Below are 23,760 nucleotides of genomic sequence, written 5' to 3'. Positions count from 1 at the left end.
TGTCATTCTGGCGCGGGCCAGAAACTATTTTTACAGTGTTTTATATCCGCCTTGGAAGTATAGCAAAGGCCCGCCATTGTCTTGCAGGTCCATATTTGTAACTTCACCAACGAAGATGGTGTGGTCGCCACCTTTATGTGTTTCTGCGCGTTTACATTCTAATGTGGCAAGTGTCCCCTTAAGGACGGGGCTGCCGTTTTCACCTTCTGTCCAGTCAACCTTTGAAAACTTGTCTTCTTCTGGGCCTGCAAACAGGTTGGAGACATTTTCTTGGGTCTCTGAAAGGATGCAAATATTAAAATTAGGCTGGTTTAGAAAAACATCCGTGAGGTTACTCTCTGTCTTAAGGGAGAATAGAACCAAAGGCGGCTCTAGCGAGACAGAAGCAAACGAGTTGATCGTGACACCGATGTTTTGATCATCAGCCGTTTTTGTGGTGACGACAGTGATCCCCGTGGCAAATTTACCAAGCGCATCACGAAACTCTCTTTGGTCAAAACTCATCTTCTTACCTCGAACGTTATCTTGAATGATTCAATAGAGATAGAAAGAACAACCGTCAATAACTTGTTTAATCATTCTTATCCGCTATATTTTATATAAGTAATCATCAAGGTCGTTTTGAGGGGAAATAATGTTTGGTTCGCAATCTGGTGCATATTCAGGGGATAACAAACAAGCTGTTGGACCTGATCCTGTTGATCAACCGGAATATTATGACGGGATTTCACAAAAGAGAATCATTGCCTATGTGATTGATTTTATCGTTTGTTTTGCTTTGGGCGCTGTTGGTGTGGTGATTGCAGCAATTGTTGGCGTAATGAGTTTTGGCCTGTTGTTTGCCCCTATGATGGCTTTGTTTGCCCTCATCCCCATTGTCTATCATACCGTTTTGATCGGGTCTTCCAAAAGCGCGACCTTTGGTATGCGTTTTGTTGGCATTCGGGTTTATCGCACGGATGGGCAACGCCCAGAGATGACGCAGGCCTTTATACAATCGGCTCTCTTTTTCCTAACTGTACCGCCAACAAGCTTTTTTATTCTGCTTGTCTGTTTGTTTAATATTCGCAGACGCTGTCTTCATGATATACTTGCAGGGACGTTAGTGCTTAATATCCCTGAGCGGGATTAATAAATTTATTTGAGTGAGACATGCGCCCGGATCGTGCCCAGTCAAAGGTCTTTTTCTATACGACATCTCCCCTCACCTGTCCGTATCTGGAAGGTCAGGTTGAGCGCCGTATTGTGACAGAGCTAAGCGGTAAGGATGCCAATACACTTCACAATGCCCTATCTAAAGGTGGTTTTCGTCGCAGTCACTATATGGCCTATGCGCCTGTATGCCCAAATTGTTCAGCCTGCATTCCTGTGCGTGTTGATGCGGCACATTTTGATTTTTCTGGGCGCTGGCGCAGAGTTGAGAAAAAATTCTCCAAACTAAGTGTTGAGTTCTGCGCGCCCCTTGCCACACAAGAACAATTTATCCTTTTTGAAAAATATCAGAGAAAACGCCACGGCGATGGTGACATGGCCTCTATGGATTTCTTTGATTATCGTTCCATGGTGGAAGAAACACCTGTTGAAACCTCTATCATTGAGTTTCGCGATGAAGGTAAGCTTGTTGCCACTTTATTATTAGATCATCTGGATGACGGTCTATCTGCTGTTTACAGCTTCTTTGATGAAGATAAGAAATATAGTGGTATGGGTAATTATATGGTGCTGTGGGCCATTGGTGAAACTGTTGCGCAAAATCTCCCTTATGTGTATCTCGGCTATCTGATTAAGGATTGTCGCAAAATGTCCTATAAAGAGCGTTATGCCCCCCTTGAAGGCTGTGTCGATGGCCAATGGGTTGCGCTGGATACCGACTAATACTTACAAAAAACCTAAATATTGCAATGCAGTACGCATTAATAGGTACACTCTTTTAATTGCATGTCATTCTCAGCAAGCGTAAGCTGAATACTTATTGGTTATGTAAGACCAAAGCCTGAAGATAATTTTCAGGAAAGAATTTTAATGTGATTAGGGAGGTTTTCACATGAAGCGTCGTGATTTTCTATCCGGAGCTGCCAGCGGTGTAGCATTGGGTGCAGGAGCAATTGCACTATCAGCATGTGGCGAGGATAAGAAAGAAGCTAAGCCTGCAGCACCTGCAGTGATGAAGAAAAAACGTGAACTGAAAATGGTAACCACTTGGCCGAAGAATTTCCCCGGCCTTGGTACTGGTGCAGCACGTGCAGCAAAACGAATTACAGACATGTCTGATGGTGAGCTAACCGTTAAACTGTTTGCAGCGGGTGAACTTGTCCCCCCATTTGAATCATTTGATGCGGTATCTAGTGGTACAGCAGATATGTACCATGCTGCTGAATATTACTGGCAAGGTAAGCATAAGGCATTCAACTTCTTTACAGCGGTTCCTTACGGTCTGACAGCTGGTGAGATGGATGCATGGATTCACCATGGTGGTGGTCAGGAACTTTGGGATGATCTTTCTGCCAAATTTAACATCAAGCCCTTTGCTTGTGGTAACACAGGTGTGCAAATGGGCGGTTGGTTCAACAAAGAAATCAACACTGTAGAAGACCTTAAAGGTCTTAAAATCCGTATGCCGGGTCTGGGTGGTGAAGTGCTTCGCCGTTTGGGTGCTGCTGCGGTATCCCTGCCCGGTGGTGAGATTTTCCCATCTCTGCAATCTGGTGCAATCGATGCAACAGAATGGGTTGGCCCATGGAACGATCTGGCCTTTGGTTTCTATAAAGTGACCAAATACTATTACTACCCAGGTTTCCACGAGCCAGGCTCTACATTGTCTTGCGGTGTGAACCTTGATGTCTGGAACTCTTTGAGCTCTGCCCATCAAGAGATTGTACGCAACGCAACAATGGCTGAAAACAACTTCATGATGGCTGAATTTAACGCCCGTAATGGTGACAGCCTTGATGTCTTGTTGTCTCAACATGGTGTTCAGCTGCGCAAATTCAACGATGATATCATGACTGAAATCGGCAATGCTGCTGGTGAAGTTATGCGCGAAGTTGCAGCAGGTGATGAAGTGACAGGCAAAATCTTTGAGAATTTTGCAGCCTTCCGTAAGAAAGCAATGGGTTGGTCAGACTTGTCTGATCGCGCTTTCTGGGAAGCACGTCAGCTTCCATTCAAGTACGAATAATATCTACAAAATAGGGCGGTTTTGCTTCGGCGAAATCGCCCTTATTGTATCAATTTCAGTCATCACTTCTATGATAATAGCAAGTCAATCAGGGGCTAGCTTATCAGGTAAACGAGGCTGGCAGTTATAAACTTAGGAGAAAATCCTTGGGGTCTCTTGCGGCTTTGATGCGCGCCATTGACGGGCTTAACCAGACAGTCGGTAAAACGGTTGCGTGGTTGGCTGTAATCATGGTGGTTACACAATTCTCCGTCGTTGTCATGCGCTACGTTTTCGGCATCGGTTCCATTATGATGCAGGAATCAGTTGTTTATATGCATTCGTTCCTTTTTATGGTCGGCGCTGGATATACGTTGCTCCATAATGGTCATGTTCGGGTCGATGTTTTTTATCGCGAAGCCAGTATCAGGAATAAAGCCATCATCGATCTTTTTGGCGTTGTCTTTTTGTTGCTTCCTGTCTGTCTTTTGATTTTTACGTCATCATGGGATTACGTGATTGATTCTTGGGCTATTTTTGAAGGCTCTAAAGAAACCAGCGGTATCCATGCTTTATTTATTTTAAAATCGATTATTCTGGTTTTCTGTGTTCTTTTGGCCTTGCAAGGCATTGCTATGGCTCTGCGCTCGTTCCTTATTCTTAAAGGGGCGCTGGTGCCAGAAGAAGACCATGAAGTTCACGAGGTGCCTTGATCATGGAAATTGCAGAAATTTTATGTCTCGCCATGTTTGTGGTCACTTGTGGCTTTTTAATGCTTGGCTTCCCGGTGGCCTTTACCCTAGCAGGCACAAGTATTTTCTTTGCCGCCATGGGGGTTGCAACGGACGTCTTTAGCTGGTCCCTCTTTGGCGCGCTGCCATCACGTATTTTTGGCAATGCCATGACCAATGAGGTTTTGATCGCCGTCCCCCTCTTCATTTTCATGGGGGTGATGTTAGAGCGATCCAAGGTGGCAGAAGAACTGCTTGATAGTATGGGCATGTTGTTTGGTTCCCTGCGCGGTGGTTTGGGCGTTTCAGTCTCAATTGTTGGGGCTTTATTGGCGGCTTCAACCGGGATTGTGGGCGCAACGGTTGTCACCATGGGTTTGCTGTCTTTACCGACCATGTTGAAACGTGGCTATAATCCCTCACTGGCATGTGGGTCGATTTGTGCGGCGGGAACATTGGGGCAAATCATTCCGCCTTCCATCGTACTTGTGCTTTTGGGCGATCAGATTTCAAATGCTTATTCAGATGCGCAACGCTCGCTAGGGAACTTTTCACCAGAACCGGTTTCGGTTGGGGATTTGTTTGCCGGGGCCTTAATTCCGGGCCTTGGTCTTGTGGGTATGTATATTACCTATCAATTACTGGTGGCTTGGTTCAAACCTGAGACCTCCCCCCCAATCCCAGAAGAAGAACTCAATGTAGAAGGTTTGGGTAAACGCATCGCCCATGCCTTGATCCCGCCAATCATTTTGATTGTTGCGGTGCTTGGTTCTATTTTGGCTGGTGTTGCGACCCCAACAGAAGCAGCCGCCGTTGGTTCTGTCGGTGCTTTGTTATTGGCAGGCCTTCGTCTTGATGAAAGCCATGGCATTCCCTTTTACGGGGCGGGTCTTGCTCTTGTGGTGATGTTGTTTATGACCAACACAATGGACCTGCGCTTGGGCATGAATGAAACCAGTGGCGCCAATATGTTTGGGATCATTGCTGTTTCTGTATGTTCACTGGTGCTGGCCTTTGGCATTTTTATGGCAGCAAAACGGGTGTGGGATGCAAACATTTTACAAACCGTCTGTCGCTCTACAATGGATATTACCTCCATGGTGTTTGTGATCCTGATTGGTGCTTCTGTCTTCTCCCTCGTCTTTCGTGGGCTTGGCGGGGACGATATGGTTCATGAATTGCTCAGCGATCTACCCGGCGGTGTTGTCGGGGCTATGCTGGTGGTGATGGCAGTAATGTTTGTCCTTGGTTTCTTCTTGGACTTTATCGAAATCACCTTTGTCGTGGTGCCGATCGTTGCACCTGTTCTTTTGATGATGGATCTAAACCCTGTGTGGTTGGGTGTGATGATGGCGATGAACTTGCAAACATCGTTTTTGACACCACCTTTTGGTTTTGCGCTTTTCTACTTGCGCGGTGTGGCCCCCAAAGAGGTCTCTACCATGCAGATTTATAAAGGTGTTGTCCCGTTCATTATCATTCAGGTCATCGGCCTGTTGTTACTGTCCTTCTTCCCGGGCCTTGCAACATGGTTACCAAGTGTGATCTTTGGATAAGTAAAAGATACATACAATAAAAAAGGCCGCTTCAAGGAATTCCCTTAAGCGGCCTTTTTTTATTATTCATACTGGCGAAAAATCCAGAAACCATAGTCTCTGGCTTTCGCCAGAGTGACGGGTTTGAACCTTACTCGCCTGCTTCTAACATCGGCTTACCTTCGCGGTGTTCTTCCGGCTCAATGCCAAGGCGGGTGAACATATCTTGGTCAGCTGCGACACCTTGGTTGCCTGTTGTGAGCAACTTATCCCCATAAAACATGGAATTGGCCCCGGCAAAGAAGCAAAGCGACTGTAATTCTTCGCTCATTTCTTCACGACCAGCACTTAGGCGAACGTAAGAGGCTGGCATCACAATGCGAGCCACAGCAATGGTTTTTACGAAATCGAAATGATCGATTTTCGCTTTTGCTTCAAAAGGCGTGCCCTCAATGGGGATGAGCATATTAATGGGAATACTTTCTGGGTGTTTTGGCAGGTTTGCCAAGGTCACCATCATGGAAGCACGGTCTTTTTGGGTCTCGCCCATACCGATGATGCCACCTGTACAAAGCTTGATCCCGTTATCGCGGCAACGATCTAACGTGGCGAGGCGGTCATCAAATGTACGCGTAGAAACGACTTTGTCGTAATACTCACGCGAAGTATCGATATTGTGGTTATAATAATCCAGACCCGCTTCTTTTAGCTGTTCTGTCTGGTCATCAGACAACATGCCCAAGGTCATGCAAGTATCCATGCCAAGGCCTTTAACGGACTTCACCATATTTAGGATTTCCGGCATGTCGCGGTCTTTAGGTGAGCTCCAAGCAGCGCCCATACAAAAACGAGTTGCCCCGCCTTCTTTAGCAGCTTGTGCGGCTTTAATGACTTCCTCGGTTGGAACCATTTTTTCTGCTTTAAGCTCGCTGTCGTTATGGGCAGATTGTGAACAATAGTTACAATCTTCTGCACAGCCACCTGTTTTGATGTTTAACAATGTGCTCAGTTGCACACGGTTTGGGTCAAAGTTCTGGCGGTGAACAGATTGTGCATGAAACAGCAAGTCATTGAACGAAAGTGCAAAAAGTGCTTCAACTTCTTCAGTTGTCCAGTCGTTGCGAGGTGTCGCAGAAATTGTGGGGGTCATTGTTTCTTTCCATAATACCTGAGTGGCGTACCACGTTATTTAGGCACATAAATACGTGAGTGCAAGCTTGATTTCAAGATAAATCGGCACTCGAATACCGATTAATTTATTGTTAGTATATAAAACAATGACTTAAGCCTATTGGGGCAAATGCGCAATGGCTTCATCAAATCATCTGTCGCAATCTATCATACCTAATGAGGCGGTATTCAGGTGCCAAAGCTGTTTGATATCTACAAGTAGAGGCCCCTGCTGTTGCAGGGGCACAGTGTTTTTGTTTAAGTAAACTTGTTGTTACGCGGGAAGCCGTTTGGCGCCATACGCCCTGCCCCAGCACGTTTACCAATCCATGGTAAAAGGTCGGTTACAGTTCGGGTGCGATCGCTACCGCCGCCCATTTGCCAGCTTAAACCGTCTTCAAGGGTAAAGGTGATGACATCAGACATACCGCCATCGCGATATTTTTGTAAGATCACACCACGCCCGCGGTTCATCTCTGGCAGTTCTTCAATTTTAAAGACGAGGATTTTACGGTTATCACCGACAACCGCAACAGCATTACCTGTTAAAGGAAGGCAGGTTCTTGCTTTTTCACCTTCTTGTAGGTTGAGTACTTGTTTACCGTTTTTGGTTTGGGCAACAACGCCTTTTTCCTCAATGGCAAAACCACGCCCGGCACTTGAAGCGACCAGCAGTTTGCGCTCGGGTTCATGAACGAACATGTCGATAATTTCATTTTCATTGCCGATATCCACCATCAGGCGCACGGGCTCACCATGGCCCCGGCCTGGTGGCAGCTTATCACAGCCAATGGTGAAGAAACGCCCGTTAGAGCTAAAGGCCAAGAGTTTATCTGTTGTATAGCCTTTAATGACAAAGCGGGCTTTATCACCGTCTTTATATTTAATGGCGCTTTCATCGTTGTTATGGCCTTTGAAAGCCCGAATCCAGCCCATGTGGGAACAAACGACTGTCACAGGTTCGCGCTCAATAAAGGCTTCAAAATTCACCACATCGGCACTTGGGGCATCGCCAAATTCACTTCGGCGTTTGCCCAGTTCGGTTTTTTGTCCAAATTGCTTTTTGGTGTCGCGAATTTCATCTGAAATGGTTGACCATTGTTTGGTCTCATCAGCCAAAAGCGCTTCAAGGCCAGCTTTTTCGTCACTCAGCTCTTTATGTTCGCTCTTGAGCTCCATCTCTTCGAGTTTACGTAACGAGCGCAAGCGCATGTTCAAGATGGCTTCTGCTTGAACTTCTGTCAGCTTAAAGGCCTTCATCAAATCATTACGGGGATGATCTTCTTCACGGATGATGCGGATGACTTCATCAAGGTTCAAAAAGGCAATGATATAGCCTTCGAGAATTTCCAAGCGGCGATCAATTTTTTCCAGACGATATTTCGAGCGGCGCTGCAAGACCACACGGCGGTGATCAAGGAAAGCTTGCAGAACTTCACGCAAATTCATCACACGCGGGGTTTGGTCCGCATCCAGCACATTCATATTGAGGCCGAAACGGACCTCTAAATCTGTCAGCTTAAAGAGCTGTTCCATCAAAACTTCAGGTTCAACCGATCTGTTGCGTGGTTCCAGCACAATGCGTACTTCTTCGGTTGATTCATCGCGGATATCAGCCAGCAGAGGCAGTTTTTTCGCAATGAGAAGCTCAGCAACTTTTTCAATCAGCTTGGATTTCTGAACCTGATAGGGAATATCAGTGACAACAATCTGATACATACCATGGGAAAGTTCATCTTTTTCCCATTTTGCCCGAATGCGAAATGATCCTTTGCCCTTGGTATAGGTCTGAATGATTGTGGCGCGATCATCAACGATGACACCACCTGTTGGAAAATCAGGACCAGGGATCAGGTCCACCAGCTTTTCAATGCCCGCATTGGGGAATTTGATCAAATGAAGCAAACCATCACACAGCTCACCCGCATTGTGGGGCGGAATGTTGGTTGCCATACCCACGGCAATACCGCTTGAGCCGTTTGCCAGCAGGTTTGGGAAGGCAGATGGCAAAACCACAGGCTCTTCTTCTTCCCCATCGTATGTCTGGCGAAAATCAACGGCGTTTTCATCAATGTTGCGCAACAGCGCCATGGCGACGTCTGTTAAGCGCGCCTCGGTGTAACGCATGGCCGCGGCATTATCACCATCGATGTTACCGAAGTTTCCTTGCCCATCCACCAAAGGATAGCGCACGGCAAATTCTTGGGCGAGACGCACCATGGCTTCATAGACTGAGCTGTCACCATGGGGGTGATATTTACCAATCACATCCCCCACAACACGCGCACATTTCTTAAACCCTTTTGCCGGGTCTAATTTAAGTTGGCGCATGGCAAACAAAAGACGACGGTGAACAGGCTTTAGCCCATCGCGCACATCAGGCAATGAGCGTGACATAATGGTCGACATGGCATAAGCCAGATAACGATCACCCAATGCATCAGCCAATCGGGTTTCGCGGATCTCACCAGTATTTACAGTTTCAGACATTGGTCCCCAGATAAGGAAGTGTTTTGATCAAAAAATTTGAGCCTAGTTTAACCATCTATTTCAATCGGTCAATAAAACGCGTACGTGCAGAGGGAATCTTCTTGTTCATAGGCGCAAGTACACAACGCTCAATAAAATGAGCGGTGACTATAAAGACGGATAAAAGGTCTTTTTTCGTTGGTTTTACCTCATCTACAAGTAGATAGTACGGCAGCGGGAAAAGCTTGTCTTTAAAGGGCTCCCCGGCATTTCGGCTAACCGCGCGTCCGGTTTTGGGCGAGATGTAGATCAAATCCCCCGTTTGTCTGCTCGCTGCACAACAAGATAGGTCCAATCCAAAGCCAAGCTCATTTAAAAGACCTAATTCCCATCGTTGATAAAGCTCCGGCCACAGGCGGGTTTCGTCCAACATATCCAATAAGATGAGGGTGGCCCCAAATATCCCTTCAGCTTCTTGACGCTCCGCCAAGCAGGCCTCGCACATGGCGCAAACGGTGTTGAGGTTGGTGAGCTTTTCACGGCTGCTTAGGGCCTTTGCCCCATGGGCGGTTTCCATTTCAACCTGAAAAACACCAAGATGTTCTTCTAATCGACCTTTCCATTCCACGGATAAAAGATTCCCCGGTTGCAGGAGGGCTGCGAGTTTTTTGCTGGCACCACCGCGCACAAGGCCCAAATGGCGACCGTGTTTGCGGGTTAGAACAGATATAATAACGCTGCTTTCCCCATGTTTTCGGGTCGATAAGACGATGGCGTGGTCAGTCCAGATCATAAGTTTCTGTAAAAAAATTGAAAAAAAGCAAAAACACTATGGGAACATGGCCCATGATTTCATATGATGGAAGCCAAAATTATCACTATGGTGTAACGGGGACCTGAAACGTGTCTGCATTTTCAAGCTTGAACGATCAAGCGCAAGAAAATGAACCTTCTGAAGAAGGTGTTGATTCTAAAGATAAAGATGGCGCGCAAAAGCCTGCGCCCATTAGTGTCTCCTTGTCTTTGGCCGCTGCCATTCGCGCCCATAAAAAAGGTAAGATGGAAAAGGCCGTGCAAATCTATAGCGGCATTTTAAGGAAATATCCCGATCATGCGGACGCCAATTACCTTTTGGGTGTCGCTGCTTTTGAGCGCGGCCTTAGGGAAGATGCCATCGCCATGATCGAAAAAGCCATTGAGACGGAGCCAACAAACGCGTCTTATTATGGCAAGCTTGGTGAAATCCTCACCCTTATGGGATATGTGGAGCGTGCAGATGATGCCTATGGCAAAGCTGCTGAGCTGGCGCCTGAGGATGTGCGCTTTCATTTAGGACGCGCACAGATTTTAGAGCGCAATGGTGAAATTGAGCGTGCTTTAAAACAATATCGCCATATCCTTGATAATTGGGACGAATCTTATGAGGCCTATTATCGCTGCGCAGCCATTGAAGCGCGCCGTGGTATGCGCGATGAGGCCCGCGTTCATGCCAAGCGGGCCTTGGAAATAAAGCCAGAATATGCCGAAGCCCATTTCCTTTATGCTTTGCTCTCACTTGGCAATGGTGATGTGAAGCTGGCACGCAAACATTTTTATGCTGCTTCAAAATATAGCCAAAAACGCAGTGACTATCATATGAAGGTTGCTAGCAAGTTGATGCAGCTGAATGATTATGATGGTGCCTTGCAGGCCTTGCGTTGTGAAACCAAGCTTAAACCCAATAGCGCGCAAGCCTATTGCCTGATGGGTGATTGTTTATCTGCAAAGAAAGAATATGACGGTGCGGTGTTAAGTTATGACCGCGCTATTGAAAATGATCCGGCTTATGCCTTGGCCTATGCAAACCGCGGTTTGGCATTAAGGGCGGTGGGTCATGTGAATGAAGCCCATGATTCTTGCCAAAAAGCCGTGCAAATTGCCCCAACTGACTGGCAGGCGTTGAATGCTCTTGGCGTTTTACTGCGCGAAGATGATAAGCTGATTGATGCGATTGATCGTTTGGGCAAGGCTGTACGCTATGCACCTGATCAGATGCGCCCTTGTGTTGAGCTGGCTTTGGCCTATCAGGATAATCTCGATCTGGATAATGCCCTTCACCATATTCGCGAAGCCCATGCGCTTGCCCCAAAAGACAGTGAAGTAAAATTCCGCTTGGCACAAATTCAGCTCCAAAGCGGCAATTGGGCTGAGGGGTGGAAAAACTATGAAGCGCGCAAACGCTTGCCCACTTATAAGCCCTTACTATCAAAGCAGGATTTAAGCGCGCCTGAGTGGGATGGAAAACCCATGGCCGAAAGCCGCATTGTGCTTTATGTGGAAAATGGCTTTAGTGAAGCCATTCAGTTCATGCGCTTTATCCCCATGGTGAAAGAGCGTATCAGCGATATTTATATTGCCTGTCAGAAGGATTTAGCACGTCTGTTTGCTGCTGTTGAGGGGGTGAGTGGTGTCATCCCGCAAGATACGCCCCTGCCCCGCCATGATGTGCAAGCCAGCTTAAATAGCCTACCTCATCTTCTAAAAATTCAATCTTTTGCTGATGTACCCGTCTTTAGCCCTTATATGAGTGCCTCTACAAAAGATGTAAAACTCTGGCAGGACCGTATTGCCAAAGATGCGACCGCGCGCAAAGTGGGGCTTGTCTGGCAAGGCGATAAGTCTTATCGCAAAGACAGCCGACGCTCGCCGGGGATCTGGCCGTTTTCTCGCCTATTTTATATGCGTGATCTGGATTTCTTTGGTATGCAGGTTGGTGATGGCAGTGATGTCCTAGCAGACCCGCAATTGGCAAAGGTTGTGCGCAATTATGGCATTGATCTGCTTGATTTTGCTGATACGGCTGCCTTGATTGAGGCCTTAGACCTTGTCATTACCTGTGATACAGCTGTTGCCCATCTTGCAGGGGCCATGGGCAAACCTGTGTGGATGGTCTTGCCTTACGCCTGTGATTGGCGTTGGGGCGTGCCCATCGGTGGTCAAGGTGTAACCTCTGAATGGTATCCATCCATGACGCTTTATCGCCAATCCGTTCATGGGGATTGGGCCGATGTTTTTGCCCGCCTTGGTCAAGAACTTGATAATTTTAACGCTTAAAGGAATAAGACTGTGGGACGCCAAACTCCAGTAGATATGGTCATTAAAAAACTGCGCACAAAATTAGGACCTGATCCTTTGTTATGCACAGAAGAACATCGCATTCAGGTGACTGATGAGGAAAATGCTGAACTGTTCGTCAGTGTGGAACATGACCTTGAGCCCAACTGCACATGGTTGGCTATTTTTTCAGAAGAACTGGAAATGGACTTTGATGTGAAGATCGATGAAAAGTCCGGTAAAATCTTAAAAGACAAAAAGATCAAAGCGGTCAATGAAATGATCAAATTCACAGGTGTGGATGTTTTTGTTGAGACCGTGGCAAAGAAGGTCTTGGAATTTAACGAAGAATTACGATCTTCACGTTAAACGCATTTGATTGTTCAATAGCCCGTAATACCCAAAAAAGTCACCAGAATTAACAAGGCGGAGGTTATGAGGGGAAAGCCCACATAGCCCCAGCTTAAAAACATGGTGGCTTTAAACAAGCGCGGACTGGTGCATCTTTTTCTCAAAAATACACCCACTACACCAATAAGGACGGCAAGAAACGGCAGTTCAAGAAACGTGCTGGTATAGACATGGAAAAGTCCCATGTCCCATCGCATCTGCTCGGGCATGAGCCACATGGTTAGGCTTAAAATCCAGACAAGTACCATAATCAGGCTTGAGAGACGAAAGAACAGCATGGGGTGAGACCTTTGCCTTAAGCGTTGTAATCTAGGCCCCAATAGTTATAGCGCTCAGGGTCGTCGCTCCATTTATCGCGCACTTTTACAAACAAGAACAGATGGACACGGCATTCCATGATCTCTTCCAGTTGTTTGCGCGCATTAGCGCCAATGGCTTTAATCTGCTGACCACCTTTACCCAGAATAATCTTCTTTTGACCGTCACGCGCTACATAAATGATCTGTTCAATCTTAATGCTGCCGTCTTTCTTTTCTTCCCAGGTTTCTGTTTCAACCGTGGTGGAATAAGGCAGTTCTTGGCGCAGTTTTAGATAAAGCTGCTCACGGGTGATTTCTGCTGCGAGCAAGCGCTCTGGCATGTCAGAAACTTGATCTTCAGGAAATAGCCAAGGCCCTTGGGGGAGCTTTTGGGCAATAAAATCAACAAAATAATCAAGACCATCGCCTTTTAAGGCAGAGACCATAAAGGTATCGGTGAAGATTTCTTCCCCATTGAGCTTTTCTGTTAGGGTAAGTAACGTACCCTTATCCACCAGATCAATTTTATTAAGGATCAAGATCGCCTTGCGTTTTTGTTCCTTTAACGTATTGATGATGGTTTGGGTTTCGTTACAAATGCCGCGTTTGGCATCAACCAGCACAACGATATGGTCTGCATCCGCGGCCCCACCCCACGCTGCTGCCACCATGGCACGATCAAGGCGGCGTTTAGGCGCAAAGATACCCGGTGTATCCACAAAGATGATCTGAGTTTCCTCTTTCATCATAATACCGAGCACACGGGTACGTGTGGTTTGCACTTTTGGAGAAACGATGGAAACTTTGGTGCCGACCATATGGTTGATCGCGGTTGATTTCCCCGCATTTGGGGCGCCAACAAAAGCGACAAAACCGGCACGTTGTTTAGAGATGTCCATGTCTTCGTTCATTTTTTTTGATCCAAAAGTACTTTAAGAAGTTCACCCGCAGCGGCTTGCTCGGCTTTTCGTTTTGAGGAGCCTTGGGCGCGTTGGGGAGGATGGTTTAAGACGCGCACTTCAATTTCAAACAAAGGCGCATGTGCTGGCCCGGTTTGTGTCACGATCTTATAGTCCGGAAGTGGCAGGCCTTGGCCTTGGGCCCATTCTTGTAGGGCGGTCTTGTTATCTTGTGGTGGTGTGGGGTCTTCTAAAATCAGCTCAGCCCAGAACTTTGTGATAAAATCCTGTGCGACCGATAGACCACCATCTAAAAACAGCGCGGCAATCACCGCTTCACAAGCATTTGCCAAAATAGCGGGGTTTTCGCGCCCGCCAAGGGCGGCTTCAGCTTCAAGCATGTCAATATATTGACCAAGCTCGATATTCATAGAAACACGCGCCAAGGCTTCTTTGCGCACCAATGCGGTATGACGGCGTGCTAAATCACCTTCTGTGTCTTTAGGAAAACGTTTCAGTAGGATATCGGCAATGACAAGGCCCAAAACACGATCACCCAGAAACTCTAAGCGCTCATTATCATGGGCAGAGCCGTCTTTTTTGCGCCGATGGGTGCTGGAATGGACAAGGGCAAGTTTAAGACGGCTTTTGTCTTCAAACTTATAACCAATTGTCTGTTCAAGCTGATTTGGGCTGCGCATATGTTATTCGATACCTGTGAAAAGGCGGCTGAAACGAATAGAGGATAAATCCCAGATGGGTTCCAGCGTATCTTTAGAATAAAACAGGAATTCTGCACGCCCGACAAGGTTTTTCGCTGGAATGAAGCCCACTTCAGTCAGCCAGCGGCTGTCTTGAGAATGGTCACGGTTATCACCCATGGCAAAATAATGCTCTGGCGGGACCGTATAGACCGGTGTGCTGTCGCTCCAGTGCCAATTGTCGTTTTCTTCTGCAATTTCATGCACAACGCCATTTGGCAATGTTTCGATATATTTGGTCACCCGTTGCACGCTGCCGTGCTGGTTGCGTGTGACAAATTCACCGACTTCTTCACGTTTGACCGCTTCACCATTGATATGGAGAATGCCTTCAACAACCTGAATTTTATCGCCCGGCAGGCCGACAATGCGTTTGATGTAATCTTTTGATGTGTCTGTAGGCAGTTTAAAAACCGCCACATCGCCGCGCTCAGGCTGAGTTTCCAGCACGCGCCCATCAAAGAGATTAACGCCAAAAGGCAAGGAATAGGTGCTGTATCCATAAGAAAATTTGGATACGAAAAGATAGTCGCCAATCAACAAAGTCGGCTTCATTGAGCCGGACGGAATATTGAAGGGTTCATATGCGATAGTGCGGATGCCTAAAGCAAGGACAATAGCCCAAAAAACTGTTTTAATCGTATCCATGGATATGCTTTGATTTTACGTTAATTTACGGAGGTGATGAATCGTCTCTTATGGCCTGAATGTCAAGCACCAACTGCCTTTGGAACAGCAGAAATTATAACAATTGCATGTGCCATGGGATATTCGTCGGTTAAAGACACATCAATTTGGGCCTCCATCCCTTCAGGCAAGAGTTTTTCAAGCCTCTCTTTTGCCCCACCGCGAAAGGTCATAACAGGCTTGCCTGAAGGCAAATTATCATTGACCAGATCGCGCCAAAACACCCCATCGCGAAAGCCTGTGCCCAATGCTTTTGCTGCGGCTTCCTTGGCGGCATAGCGCATGGCATAGCCATTTGCCACATGGGCGCGACGTTCAACTTTTTCTTTTTCTTCAATGGAATAGACGCGATTGATAAAGCGATCCTTGAACCTTTCAAGGGTGTTTTCAATGCGGCGAATATCAATCAGGTCCGTGCCAACACCAATGATCATCTAGGCCCCCGTTCTGGCTTCATTCATCAGGCTGCGCATTTTATCCATGGCTTGGGCAAGGCCACAGAAGATGGCTTCCCCAATAAGGAAGTGCCCGATATTGAGCTCAACAATGGTGTCTATTTCGGCAATGGGCTTAACGGTGTTATATGTTAGCCCATGACCGGCGTGACATTCCAAGCCAAGCTCATCAGCGTAGGCAGCCGCCTTAACAATACGTTGAAGCTCTTTATCGCGTGCTTCACCAGTTTCTTCACAATATGCACCGGTGTGAAGTTCAATCACGGGTGCGCCAAGGGCTTTGGCTGCCTCTAATTGTGCGGGGTCTGCCTCAATAAAAAGCGAGACGCGAATGCCTGCTTCACTCAGCTTGCTTACAAAAGGTTTGAGATGGTCAAAGTTACCTTTGGCATCCAGACCGCCTTCTGTTGTGCGCTCTTCGCGTTTTTCAGGCACAATACAGGCTGCATGGGGGCGATGACGCAAGGCAATACCGAGCATTTCTTCAGTAGCAGCCATTTCAAAGTTAAGCGGTAAATCCACTTCATTGGTTAAGCGCGTGATATCGTCATCTGAAATATGGCGGCGATCTTCGCGCAAATGGGCTGTAATGCCATCAGCACCCGCTTGGGCCGCAAGTTGAGCAGCGCGCACAGGATCAGGAAAAGAGCCGCCACGGGCATTGCGGATGGTTGCCACATGGTCAATATTGACCCCGAGGCGCAATTTTCTATTCATCATGAGGATGTCCTGCAAAAGTAGATTTCTTTGCGATGGCATGGCGTTTTACACGGCGACTATGATAGCGCTTGACCATGATGCGAATGGGGAAAAAGAAAAGAGCCCAGCTTAAGGCAAAAGCAGGCAAACCACCAATAAACATGGGCCAAAAGACAGGCCATGCCACATCACCAACATAGGTCCAATCAAGACTTTTTACCGCTTCGATCAATTTATCAAAAAAGACGAAAAATTCGAGGTTTTCTTCCTCGGCTGCACCACTACCTGCGCCAAGCATAAGCCCGGTTTTATAGGTGGCAAGCCAGATAAAGGGAAAGGTCCACGGGTTACCCACTACGGTGCCAATGGCAGAGGCGAGAATATTACCCCGCGTTAGCCACGCAATTGCCGCACCTAAAATAATATGCAAACCCATAAAAGGTGTGAAGGAAATAGCCGCGCCCGCAGCAAAGCCAGCTGCGATGCTATAAGGGGTTCCGGGCAGGCGCGCAACGCGATGACCGACATATTTGGAAGAACGTTTCCATCCCATGGCAGGCCAGAAAAAGCCGATGGCTTTTTGATGGAATTTAGGCTGTTGGCGTCTTCTAAACATGGCTCCCCTTAACTGCGTGAACGTTCAACAGAATTGATTTCAGGGGTTGCACGTAGTGCTGCAATGATATTGGTGAGGTGGCGCACATCTTCAACTTCCACATCAATGATCATTTCATAGAATTCTTGCGTGCGATGGGTGATTTTCAAATTGTGGATATTGCCACTGTTTTTGGCAATGACCATGGAAAGCGACCCAAGCGCACCTTGTTCGTTAATGACGGTTAGTTTGATGCGCCCTACATGTTTGGTGTTTTGTTCCTGCTGGGTCATATCCCAAGATACATCAAGCCAGCGTTCCGGCTCATTTTGGAACTGCATGAGGCTATCACAGTCAATGGTATGGATGGTCACGCCGCGCCCCGTTGTGACAATACCAACAATGCGATCACCGGGAAGCGGATGGCAACATCCGGCAAAATGCATGGCCATTCCCGGAATAAGCCCGCGAATAGGGACAGATTCAGGATGGGGTGAATCTTTGTGTTTACTAACCGGAATTTTTGTGGAAGTTGTTGTTCTCTTTGATTTAATACCGGGGAAAACAGCCTCGACAATTTCACGGGCTGGCAGATGACCACTGCCCACTTCAGCAATTAAATCTTCAGCATCATTTGAATTGAATTTTTTAAGAACGCCTTGTAAGGCTTTTTCTGCAAATTCATATTCTTCCTGCCTAAAGGCGCGTTGCAACATGATTTTGCCAAGGGCAAGATATTCATCGCGTTGTTGCAGGCGAATATAGCGGCGAATACAAGCGCGCGCTTTCCCCGTGACCACAAAACGTTCCCATGTGGGTGAGGGTTGCGGCACTTTTGAAGTAATGACTTCGACTTGATCGCCATTTTGCAATTCGGTGCGCAAGGGAACGATACGGCGGTTGATCTTGGCCCCAACACAACGGTTGCCGATTTCTGTATGGACCGCATAGGCAAAATCAACAGGCGTTGCCCCGCTTGGCAGGTTGATTAAATCCCCTTTAGGTGAGAAACAGAAGACTTGGTCTTGGAACATATTAAGCTTGGTATGTTCCAGAAATTCTTCGGGGTCATCCGCACTATCGAGAATATCAAGAAGTTCGCGCAGCCAACGATATTGGCGCCCTTCTGTCATCTGGTTGTTAGATCCGCCCTTGGCCTTATAATGCCAGTGGGCCGCCACGCCATATTCTGCAATTTCATGCATTTCACGGGTGCGGATTTGAATTTCAATACGGTGATGGTCCGGCCCAAAAACCCCTGTGTGCAAAGATTGATAGCCATTGGGCTTAGGGGTTGAAAGATAATCCTTAAAACGCCCCGGCACCGTTGGGTATTTGCCGTGGATGATGCCAAGAATGCGGTAACAATCTTGGATATCATCAACAATAACACGAAAGGCCATAATGTCGCAGAGCTGCTCAAACCCCACATCTTGGCGCTGCATTTTGCGCCAGATGGAATATGGCGCTTTTTCACGACCGCTGATTTCCGCTTTAATACCGTTTTCTTTAACCGTGTCGCGCAGTTCTTTTAAGATGCGCCCAACAAGGTCCCCACCCTGTTCACGCAGGAATTCAAGGCGGGTGATGATGGAATCGCGCGCTTCAGGATTGAGCTGTTCAAAGGACATGTCCTGAAGCTCGTCCTTGATCTCATGCATGCCGATACGTTCAGACAATGGGGCATAGATTTCCATTGTTTCGGCAGCGATACGACGGCGCTTTTCCGGCTTTTTAATGAAATGAAGTGTGCGCATATTGTGCAAACGGTCAGCCAGCTTAACCAACAGCACACGAATGTCATCAGACATGGCGATAACCAGCTTGCGCAGGTTTTCCGCCTGTTTGGTATGGGAGGATTGGAGTTCAATCTGGGTGAGTTTGGTGACACCGCCTACAAGGCGTTGCACGCGCTCACCAAAAGCTTCTTCAATATCTTCTGATGTGACTTCGGTGTCTTCAATGGTGTCATGCAACAGGGCTGTAATGATGGTATCTGTATCCAGACGATAGTCTGTCAAAATACCAGCCACCTCAAGCGGATGCATGAAATACGGGTCACCGGACGCACGTTTTTGCGAGCCATGGGCCTTCATTGCAAAAACATAAGCGCGGTTGAGGGCTTCCTCATCCGCGCTTGAATCATAGGCTCGGACCCGTTCAACAAGTTCGTATTGACGGATCATGTTTTACCTACTCTTAATCTTCGTCGTCGATTTCAACTTCGTCTTGGAAAGCCAAAGCGCCAGCTGCATCCAAAGAAGCGCTGTCGTCTTGTACGTTCAAGGCATCAGCAAGTGCATCGGCGTTTTCTTCAGCGTCTGCTGCAACTTCTTCAGTTTCAGCTTCTTCTGCTTCATCGCGTGCAGGTGCCATGCGTTGTGAGCCACGAATGAGGGACTCTTTCAATTCAGGGATTGCAATTGTTTCATCAGCAATCTCACGAAGAGATACAACCGGGTTCTTATCGTTATCACGCTCAACAGTTAGTTCTGCACCAGCAGAAATATCACGGGTACGCTGAGCAGCGGACATAACCAGCTCAAAGCGGTTTGGGATCTTAACGATACAATCTTCAACGGTAACGCGAGCCATAAAGACGTCACTCCAAAATATAAAAAATGCGAAGGGCGCAAAATATAGCGCCACCGCCTATGAAATCAAGCCTAATCTTGCTCAATTGCTTCAATAATTTGATCTTTTGGCAATTGAGTGATTAATTCTTGTAAAGATACCTGTTTTTTAGGGTGTGTCCAGTCTTGTGATATATCTTGTATCGGCAGCAGGACAAAGGCACGCTCATGCATACGCGGATGTGGAATGCAAAATGGCTTATCTTCAATTTTCCCCGCATCTTCAATGACTTCATCATAATACGCAATGAGGTCAAGGTCCAGCACACGTGGTGCGTTTGCCTCAAGGCGCACACGGCCAAACTCATTTTCAACCTTTAAAAGCTGCTCAAGTACCTCACGGGGGCAAAGCGCTGTCTCAATCACAGCCACGCCATTGATGTACCAAGGCTGGTCAGACATGGGCACGGGGGCTGATTTAAACCAGCGTGAAGCCTTAACCACCGTTAGGCCTGTCTCGCTAAGCCGTTTGAGGCACGCGTCCAATGTTTCAATAGGGCTGCCGTATTTTGGCGAAGGTAAATTGGCGCCAAGTCCGATAAGAATCATCTTATAAATCCTTGCGAAAAAAGAGATTTCGCGTAAAATAATAAGCGTTTTTATAGAGTTGCCGCCATATTTTGGCAATGATTTATATTTTAGTTATTGGAAGTAAAGATGATGTTTTATCCACAAGAGCGTATGGGGCTGTTTATTGATGGCTCTAACCTTTACGCTGCCGCGCGTGCATTGAATTTTGATATTGATTATAAGCGCCTTTTAGAAGTTTTTGCCAATAAGGGCCATTTGATCCGGGCTTTTTATTACACAGCCCTTGTTGAAGATCAGGAATATTCTCCGATTCGCCCCCTTGTCGATTGGCTGGATTATAATGGTTATACCATGGTAACCAAGCCGACCAAGGAATTTACCGATGCCCAAGGACGTCGTAAAATCAAAGGTAATATGGATATTGAGCTTGCCATTGATGTGATGGAAATGGCGGAACATCTCGATCATGTTGTTATCTTCTCAGGCGATGGTGATTTTCGCCGCCTTGTTGATGCCGTGCAGCGCAAAGGCGTGCGGGTAACCGTTGTAAGTACTGTGCGTTCAAACCCACCCATGGTGGCAGATGAATTGCGCCGCCAAGCAGATAACTTCATCGAGCTGTGCGATCTGGAAGATACAGTAACGCGCCCGATGGGGGTACGTTCTTCTCAGCCGGATTATGATGATGAATATCTGGACAATGATGACAGCTCTTTTGAAGAAGAGTAACGCCCATGTCTTGCCCTACCCCTTCTGTTCCTGCGCTTGATTGTGATCTATGTCCGCGTTTGGTGGAATTTCGCCTTGAAAATAAAGCGAAATTCCCTGATTTTTTTAATGCCCCCGTGCCCTCCTTTGGCCCGATTGAGGCCGAAGTACTGGTGGTTGGCCTTGCACCCGGTTTAAAGGGGGCCAATTGTACGGGGCGTCCTTTTACCGGTGATTATGCCGGGGATTTACTATATCCCACCCTTAAAACATTTGGTTTTGCCACAGGCACTTATGGTGGCACGGCTGAGGATGGTTTTGAGCTGCAAAATTGTCGTATCACCAATGCGGTGCGCTGTGTGCCGCCTCAAAATAAAACAACGGGTGCGGAAGAAAAAGCCTGTCGCCCGTTTTTGATTGATGAGATGAAGGCCATGACAAACCTTAAGGCCATCGTGGCGCTTGGGGGTGTTGGGCATAACGCTGTCATTCAGACCTTGGGCTTGAAAAAGTCCCAATGGAAATTTGGTCATAATATGCGACATGAAATGGCGGATGATTTGCCAATTTTATTCGACAGTTATCACTGTTCACGCTACAACACCAACACGGGTCGTTTGACCGAAGAAATGTTTCATGATGTTTTTCGCTCAGTATGCGAAGAACTAAAATAAAGGGGATAAATCGTGGAAATCGTATGTCTTGATCTTGAAGGTGTGTTAATTCCTGAAATTTGGATCAATTTTGCAGAAAAAACAGGGATCGAAGCCTTAAAAAGAACGACACGCGATGAGCCCGATTATGACGTTTTAATGCGTTATCGCCTTGATATCCTTGATGAACATGGGCTTAAAATGAAGGATATTCAAGAAGTGATCGACAGCCTTGGCCCCCTTGAAGGTGCCAATGAGTTTTTGGCAAAACTGCGTGAAGATTTCCAGTTGGTGATCCTGTCTGATACATTTTATGAGTTTGCAGAACCCATGATGCGCCAGCTTGATTGGCCGACCCTGTTCTGTCACCGTTTGATCGTTGATGAAAATGACCGCGTGGCGGATTATAAACTACGTCTGATAGACCATAAGCGCAAAGCGGTTGAAGCGTTCAAAAAACTGAACTTCCACACCATTGCAGCTGGTGACAGCTATAATGACACCACCATGTTAGGCGCAGCGGAAACAGGTATTTTGTTTAGTGCCCCTGATAATGTGATTGCGGAATTCCCCCAGTTTAAAACAGCCTTCACTTATGATGAGCTGATGGATCACATTCGTGCTGCGAGCCCCCGCTTTGGCTGAGATTATTAGCCTCAGACAGAAACGCAAAGATAAGGCCCGCTCAGATAAGGAAAAGCAGGCCGAAGAAAATCGTGCAAAATTTGGCCGCACGAAAGAGCAGAAGAAAAAAGAAGCTCTTGAACAAGCAAAAGATAAAAACAATTTAGACGATCATAAGTTGGATAAGTAAAGTCAAAGCTTGTGTGGGTTTTCGTTGTGTGATTTAATGCACTCTAAAGTTTAGTTCATAATTATAATAATCTTTAGGTGTGTGATGCGTTTATTTGTAGGTTGTTTAATTCTCTTTGTAAGCATTGTCCTTGGCAATGATGTTCAAGCAAATGAAGAAGGTATTCCGCCTTCACCTACATTAATGCCTGCACCGTCATTTATTAAAGGGCCCCCACCTTCAGCTCCTGCCCCCGGCCCAGCAAGTGGACCGCTTTCCGCTTTAAGTGATGCTGATTGTGAAAAGCTTAAAAAGATTTATCCGGGCTTGAAGGAGTCTTTGCAGTTTAAGTTTAAGCTGAGATATCCTCAGTGCTTGTCTGAGCTCTAGACAAGCGATGAACAAATTTCCTTATATAGAGATTGAGCGCAAAACGGATATCCTCGCCTTAGCCGCTTTTTTAATGGCTTTTGGTGGTGTCTTGATGCAGGGATATCATCTTGTTCGTGGCGCCCAGCTAACGCTTTTTGCACCAGAGCAAGTGATGTTGATTTTTTATCAATATCATCCAGAGGACACTCAGAAATATATTCGTATCGGTGCAAGGGTTGCTTATGCCAATAGCGGGCACACAGGGCATAATGCAGTGGTGCAAAAAGAGACTGTATCTTTTACGCTTGGCGGACAAACTTATAATCAGGTATGGCAGTCGGTTCATAAATTTAAGGGTACAGAAGCCCGGGTGGAAGATGAGATTATTAGCGAAGCCAAGCCCGAACCGATACAAGCAGGCAATGCCATTAGTCGTGAAATATATTTTGCCCCCCATAAGTTACGTTGTGCAAAAAAACAGTCAAAACAGAAATGTGATGAAGGTGTTAACTATCTGACAAAAGAGAGCTTTATCAATTTACTCTCTGATGTTGAACAGCTTGAGTTTACTTTTTCCTCTAAAATTTTCGATCAACCAGACCCTATAAAAGTATCGTGTAGTATTGATGTTGATTTTGAATTGATCTCCAAGTTGGCGGCTTTTGGCTCTGCTGCCCCCAATTGTTGGCCCCTTGATGTTTGATGCTCACAGTCTTGTGAAGCGACGTGATCCCCGCCTTCCTTAAAAATATGAGACAAATAATGATCGGCCCATAGCAAACAGAGCCGCTTTATATGTTCTTATTTTGAAATGGAGTTTCCATCATGTCCGTCCTTAATAAAAAAACAGTGATCAACGGTGTTGCTTGTGCCGTAATGGTTGGTGCCATGAGTACTGCTGTCATTCCTGCAGCGCTTGCTGCCCCCCAAGGCTCGTTTGAAGTTGCAGGCCATCATAATCCTTGTGAAGCAAAGAACCCTTGCGCCGCCAAAAATCCCTGTGCGGCTAAAAACCCGTGTGCTGCGAAGAACCCGTGTGCAGCCAAAAACCCATGCGCTGCGAAGAACCCCTGCGCAGCAAAGAAAAAGATGTAATATCCTTACAGGAA

Annotated in this window: 28 protein-coding genes; 14 read left to right on the top strand and 14 right to left on the bottom strand. The window is 46.8% G+C overall.

The window, feature by feature from the left end; genetic code table 11:
* Positions 1 to 30 precede the first annotated feature (30 nt).
* A complete protein-coding gene (locus tag MTBPR1_RS01780; RefSeq protein WP_069185820.1) occupies positions 31 to 504 on the bottom strand; it encodes a flavin reductase family protein in 474 nt (157 codons plus the stop codon).
* Between the two features lie 130 nt (positions 505 to 634).
* Between MTBPR1_RS01780 and MTBPR1_RS01775 the strand changes: the two genes are divergently transcribed.
* From MTBPR1_RS01775 to MTBPR1_RS01755, 5 genes are all read left to right on the top strand, one after another.
* Complete coding sequence (locus MTBPR1_RS01775) at positions 635 to 1,132, top strand: RDD family protein (RefSeq protein WP_069185819.1); 498 nt, start codon at positions 635 to 637, stop codon at positions 1,130 to 1,132.
* Positions 1,133 to 1,152: 20 nt separating this feature from the next.
* Entirely contained in the window at positions 1,153 to 1,875 is a 723-nt protein-coding gene (locus MTBPR1_RS01770) for an arginyltransferase (protein WP_069185818.1), read from the top strand.
* 169 nt (positions 1,876 to 2,044) lie between these two features.
* Positions 2,045 to 3,178, top strand: coding sequence for a TRAP transporter substrate-binding protein (locus tag MTBPR1_RS01765; protein ID WP_069185817.1), 1,134 nt, complete (start codon positions 2,045 to 2,047; stop codon positions 3,176 to 3,178).
* 146 nt (positions 3,179 to 3,324) lie between these two features.
* Positions 3,325 to 3,870 carry a TRAP transporter small permease subunit gene (locus tag MTBPR1_RS01760; protein WP_240492842.1) on the top strand — a complete coding sequence of 182 codons (546 nt, stop codon included), beginning with the start codon at positions 3,325 to 3,327 and terminating at the stop codon, positions 3,868 to 3,870.
* Positions 3,871 to 3,872: 2 nt separating this feature from the next.
* The gene (locus tag MTBPR1_RS01755) at positions 3,873 to 5,444 is read left to right on the top strand and encodes a TRAP transporter large permease (RefSeq protein ID WP_069185816.1); all 1,572 of its coding nucleotides are present in this window, start codon (positions 3,873 to 3,875) and stop codon (positions 5,442 to 5,444) included.
* Between the two features lie 130 nt (positions 5,445 to 5,574).
* On the opposite strand, the gene bioB is transcribed toward MTBPR1_RS01755, so the two are convergent.
* The 3 genes from bioB to recO all read right to left on the bottom strand — a co-directional run bounded on the left by bioB (position 5,575) and on the right by recO (position 9,855).
* Complete coding sequence (gene bioB / locus MTBPR1_RS01750; protein ID WP_069185815.1) at positions 5,575 to 6,573, bottom strand: biotin synthase BioB; 999 nt, start codon at positions 6,571 to 6,573, stop codon at positions 5,575 to 5,577.
* A gap of 278 nt (positions 6,574 to 6,851) precedes the next feature.
* Positions 6,852 to 9,083, bottom strand: a complete 2,232-nt coding sequence (gene parC / locus MTBPR1_RS01745; protein WP_069185814.1) for a DNA topoisomerase IV subunit A — start codon at positions 9,081 to 9,083, stop codon at positions 6,852 to 6,854.
* A gap of 55 nt (positions 9,084 to 9,138) precedes the next feature.
* Entirely contained in the window at positions 9,139 to 9,855 is a 717-nt protein-coding gene (gene recO, locus MTBPR1_RS01740) for a DNA repair protein RecO (RefSeq protein ID WP_069185813.1), read from the bottom strand.
* Between the two features lie 110 nt (positions 9,856 to 9,965).
* Here recO and MTBPR1_RS01735 point away from each other — a divergent pair, with 110 nt between their 5' ends.
* Positions 9,966 to 12,155, top strand: a complete 2,190-nt coding sequence (locus MTBPR1_RS01735; protein ID WP_069185812.1) for a tetratricopeptide repeat protein — start codon at positions 9,966 to 9,968, stop codon at positions 12,153 to 12,155.
* Positions 12,156 to 12,167: 12 nt separating this feature from the next.
* A complete protein-coding gene (locus tag MTBPR1_RS01730; RefSeq protein WP_126464943.1) occupies positions 12,168 to 12,524 on the top strand; it encodes a hypothetical protein in 357 nt (118 codons plus the stop codon).
* Positions 12,525 to 12,538: 14 nt separating this feature from the next.
* Here the strand turns inward: MTBPR1_RS01730 and MTBPR1_RS01725 are convergent, their stop codons facing one another.
* The 10 genes from MTBPR1_RS01725 to folK all read right to left on the bottom strand — a co-directional run bounded on the left by MTBPR1_RS01725 (position 12,539) and on the right by folK (position 20,143).
* Positions 12,539 to 12,844, bottom strand: a complete 306-nt coding sequence (locus MTBPR1_RS01725; RefSeq protein ID WP_069185810.1) for a hypothetical protein — start codon at positions 12,842 to 12,844, stop codon at positions 12,539 to 12,541.
* Between the two features lie 17 nt (positions 12,845 to 12,861).
* Positions 12,862 to 13,776, bottom strand: coding sequence for a GTPase Era (gene era, locus MTBPR1_RS01720; protein ID WP_069185809.1), 915 nt, complete (start codon positions 13,774 to 13,776; stop codon positions 12,862 to 12,864).
* On the bottom strand, positions 13,773 to 14,465 hold the full coding sequence (rnc, locus tag MTBPR1_RS01715) for a ribonuclease III (protein ID WP_069185808.1): 693 nt from the start codon (positions 14,463 to 14,465) through the stop codon (positions 13,773 to 13,775). The genes era and rnc overlap by 4 nt, the downstream gene beginning before the upstream one ends.
* A 3-nt stretch (positions 14,466 to 14,468) precedes the next feature.
* A complete protein-coding gene (gene lepB / locus MTBPR1_RS01710) occupies positions 14,469 to 15,173 on the bottom strand; it encodes a signal peptidase I (RefSeq protein ID WP_069185807.1) in 705 nt (234 codons plus the stop codon).
* A 62-nt stretch (positions 15,174 to 15,235) separates the two neighbouring features.
* Positions 15,236 to 15,646: a holo-ACP synthase gene (gene acpS, locus MTBPR1_RS01705; RefSeq protein ID WP_069185806.1), complete on the bottom strand. Its 411-nt coding sequence runs from the start codon at positions 15,644 to 15,646 to the stop codon at positions 15,236 to 15,238.
* Positions 15,647 to 16,384, bottom strand: coding sequence for a pyridoxine 5'-phosphate synthase (locus MTBPR1_RS01700; RefSeq protein ID WP_069186068.1), 738 nt, complete (start codon positions 16,382 to 16,384; stop codon positions 15,647 to 15,649).
* Positions 16,377 to 16,982, bottom strand: a complete 606-nt coding sequence (locus MTBPR1_RS01695; protein ID WP_069185805.1) for a DUF2062 domain-containing protein — start codon at positions 16,980 to 16,982, stop codon at positions 16,377 to 16,379. Before MTBPR1_RS01695 ends, MTBPR1_RS01700 begins: the two co-directional genes overlap by 8 nt.
* An 8-nt stretch (positions 16,983 to 16,990) precedes the next feature.
* A complete protein-coding gene (locus MTBPR1_RS01690; RefSeq protein WP_069185804.1) occupies positions 16,991 to 19,147 on the bottom strand; it encodes a RelA/SpoT family protein in 2,157 nt (718 codons plus the stop codon).
* 13 nt (positions 19,148 to 19,160) lie between these two features.
* Positions 19,161 to 19,556, bottom strand: coding sequence for a DNA-directed RNA polymerase subunit omega (rpoZ, locus tag MTBPR1_RS01685; RefSeq protein ID WP_069185803.1), 396 nt, complete (start codon positions 19,554 to 19,556; stop codon positions 19,161 to 19,163).
* Between the two features lie 71 nt (positions 19,557 to 19,627).
* The gene (gene folK, locus MTBPR1_RS01680; protein WP_069185802.1) at positions 19,628 to 20,143 is read right to left on the bottom strand and encodes a 2-amino-4-hydroxy-6-hydroxymethyldihydropteridine diphosphokinase; all 516 of its coding nucleotides are present in this window, start codon (positions 20,141 to 20,143) and stop codon (positions 19,628 to 19,630) included.
* 108 nt (positions 20,144 to 20,251) lie between these two features.
* Here folK and MTBPR1_RS01675 point away from each other — a divergent pair, with 108 nt between their 5' ends.
* The 7 genes from MTBPR1_RS01675 (at position 20,252) to MTBPR1_RS01645 (ending at position 23,746) form a co-directional block, all read left to right on the top strand.
* The gene (locus tag MTBPR1_RS01675) at positions 20,252 to 20,854 is read left to right on the top strand and encodes a LabA-like NYN domain-containing protein (protein WP_069185801.1); all 603 of its coding nucleotides are present in this window, start codon (positions 20,252 to 20,254) and stop codon (positions 20,852 to 20,854) included.
* Positions 20,855 to 20,859: 5 nt separating this feature from the next.
* The gene (locus tag MTBPR1_RS01670; protein ID WP_069185800.1) at positions 20,860 to 21,507 is read left to right on the top strand and encodes a uracil-DNA glycosylase; all 648 of its coding nucleotides are present in this window, start codon (positions 20,860 to 20,862) and stop codon (positions 21,505 to 21,507) included.
* A gap of 12 nt (positions 21,508 to 21,519) precedes the next feature.
* Entirely contained in the window at positions 21,520 to 22,131 is a 612-nt protein-coding gene (thrH, locus tag MTBPR1_RS01665) for a bifunctional phosphoserine phosphatase/homoserine phosphotransferase ThrH (RefSeq protein ID WP_069185799.1), read from the top strand.
* Positions 22,124 to 22,300, top strand: a complete 177-nt coding sequence (locus MTBPR1_RS01660) for a DUF4169 family protein (RefSeq protein ID WP_069185798.1) — start codon at positions 22,124 to 22,126, stop codon at positions 22,298 to 22,300. The genes thrH and MTBPR1_RS01660 overlap by 8 nt, the downstream gene beginning before the upstream one ends.
* Before the next feature lie 84 nt (positions 22,301 to 22,384).
* Entirely contained in the window at positions 22,385 to 22,669 is a 285-nt protein-coding gene (locus tag MTBPR1_RS01655; RefSeq protein WP_069185797.1) for a hypothetical protein, read from the top strand.
* Positions 22,670 to 22,742: 73 nt separating this feature from the next.
* Positions 22,743 to 23,354 (top strand): hypothetical protein, encoded by a 612-nt coding sequence (locus MTBPR1_RS01650; RefSeq protein ID WP_126464940.1) that lies wholly within the window; start codon positions 22,743 to 22,745, stop codon positions 23,352 to 23,354.
* A 122-nt stretch (positions 23,355 to 23,476) separates the two neighbouring features.
* Positions 23,477 to 23,746, top strand: a complete 270-nt coding sequence (locus MTBPR1_RS01645) for a hypothetical protein (protein ID WP_069185795.1) — start codon at positions 23,477 to 23,479, stop codon at positions 23,744 to 23,746.
* Positions 23,747 to 23,760: the final 14 nt, after the last annotated feature.

Origin of the sequence: Candidatus Terasakiella magnetica (assembly GCF_900093605.1) — a bacterium.
In the GTDB taxonomy this organism is placed as follows: domain Bacteria; phylum Pseudomonadota; class Alphaproteobacteria; order Rhodospirillales; family Terasakiellaceae; genus Terasakiella; species Terasakiella magnetica.
This window is presented reverse-complemented; position numbering and strand designations above follow the sequence as displayed.

What these genes read in the sequence shown, in the direction of transcription:
- MTBPR1_RS01780 (WP_069185820.1), bottom strand. Translation starts at nt 504, where the DNA reads ATGAGTTTTGACCAAAGAGAGTTTCGTGATGCGCTTGGTAAATTTGCC.
- MTBPR1_RS01775 (WP_069185819.1), top strand. Translation starts at nt 635, where the DNA reads ATGTTTGGTTCGCAATCTGGTGCATATTCAGGGGATAACAAACAAGCT.
- MTBPR1_RS01770 (WP_069185818.1), top strand. Translation starts at nt 1,153, where the DNA reads ATGCGCCCGGATCGTGCCCAGTCAAAGGTCTTTTTCTATACGACATCT.
- MTBPR1_RS01765 (WP_069185817.1), top strand. Translation starts at nt 2,045, where the DNA reads ATGAAGCGTCGTGATTTTCTATCCGGAGCTGCCAGCGGTGTAGCATTG.
- MTBPR1_RS01755 (WP_069185816.1), top strand. Translation starts at nt 3,873, where the DNA reads ATGGAAATTGCAGAAATTTTATGTCTCGCCATGTTTGTGGTCACTTGT.
- bioB (WP_069185815.1), bottom strand. Translation starts at nt 6,573, where the DNA reads ATGACCCCCACAATTTCTGCGACACCTCGCAACGACTGGACAACTGAA.
- parC (WP_069185814.1), bottom strand. Translation starts at nt 9,083, where the DNA reads ATGTCTGAAACTGTAAATACTGGTGAGATCCGCGAAACCCGATTGGCT.
- recO (WP_069185813.1), bottom strand. Translation starts at nt 9,855, where the DNA reads ATGATCTGGACTGACCACGCCATCGTCTTATCGACCCGAAAACATGGG.
- MTBPR1_RS01725 (WP_069185810.1), bottom strand. Translation starts at nt 12,844, where the DNA reads ATGCTGTTCTTTCGTCTCTCAAGCCTGATTATGGTACTTGTCTGGATT.
- era (WP_069185809.1), bottom strand. Translation starts at nt 13,776, where the DNA reads ATGAACGAAGACATGGACATCTCTAAACAACGTGCCGGTTTTGTCGCT.
- rnc (WP_069185808.1), bottom strand. Translation starts at nt 14,465, where the DNA reads ATGCGCAGCCCAAATCAGCTTGAACAGACAATTGGTTATAAGTTTGAA.
- lepB (WP_069185807.1), bottom strand. Translation starts at nt 15,173, where the DNA reads ATGGATACGATTAAAACAGTTTTTTGGGCTATTGTCCTTGCTTTAGGC.
- acpS (WP_069185806.1), bottom strand. Translation starts at nt 15,646, where the DNA reads ATGATCATTGGTGTTGGCACGGACCTGATTGATATTCGCCGCATTGAA.
- MTBPR1_RS01700 (WP_069186068.1), bottom strand. Translation starts at nt 16,384, where the DNA reads ATGAATAGAAAATTGCGCCTCGGGGTCAATATTGACCATGTGGCAACC.
- MTBPR1_RS01695 (WP_069185805.1), bottom strand. Translation starts at nt 16,982, where the DNA reads ATGTTTAGAAGACGCCAACAGCCTAAATTCCATCAAAAAGCCATCGGC.
- MTBPR1_RS01690 (WP_069185804.1), bottom strand. Translation starts at nt 19,147, where the DNA reads ATGATCCGTCAATACGAACTTGTTGAACGGGTCCGAGCCTATGATTCA.
- rpoZ (WP_069185803.1), bottom strand. Translation starts at nt 19,556, where the DNA reads ATGGCTCGCGTTACCGTTGAAGATTGTATCGTTAAGATCCCAAACCGC.
- folK (WP_069185802.1), bottom strand. Translation starts at nt 20,143, where the DNA reads ATGATTCTTATCGGACTTGGCGCCAATTTACCTTCGCCAAAATACGGC.
- MTBPR1_RS01675 (WP_069185801.1), top strand. Translation starts at nt 20,252, where the DNA reads ATGATGTTTTATCCACAAGAGCGTATGGGGCTGTTTATTGATGGCTCT.
- MTBPR1_RS01670 (WP_069185800.1), top strand. Translation starts at nt 20,860, where the DNA reads ATGTCTTGCCCTACCCCTTCTGTTCCTGCGCTTGATTGTGATCTATGT.
- MTBPR1_RS01655 (WP_069185797.1), top strand. Translation starts at nt 22,385, where the DNA reads ATGCGTTTATTTGTAGGTTGTTTAATTCTCTTTGTAAGCATTGTCCTT.
- MTBPR1_RS01650 (WP_126464940.1), top strand. Translation starts at nt 22,743, where the DNA reads ATGGCTTTTGGTGGTGTCTTGATGCAGGGATATCATCTTGTTCGTGGC.
- MTBPR1_RS01645 (WP_069185795.1), top strand. Translation starts at nt 23,477, where the DNA reads ATGTCCGTCCTTAATAAAAAAACAGTGATCAACGGTGTTGCTTGTGCC.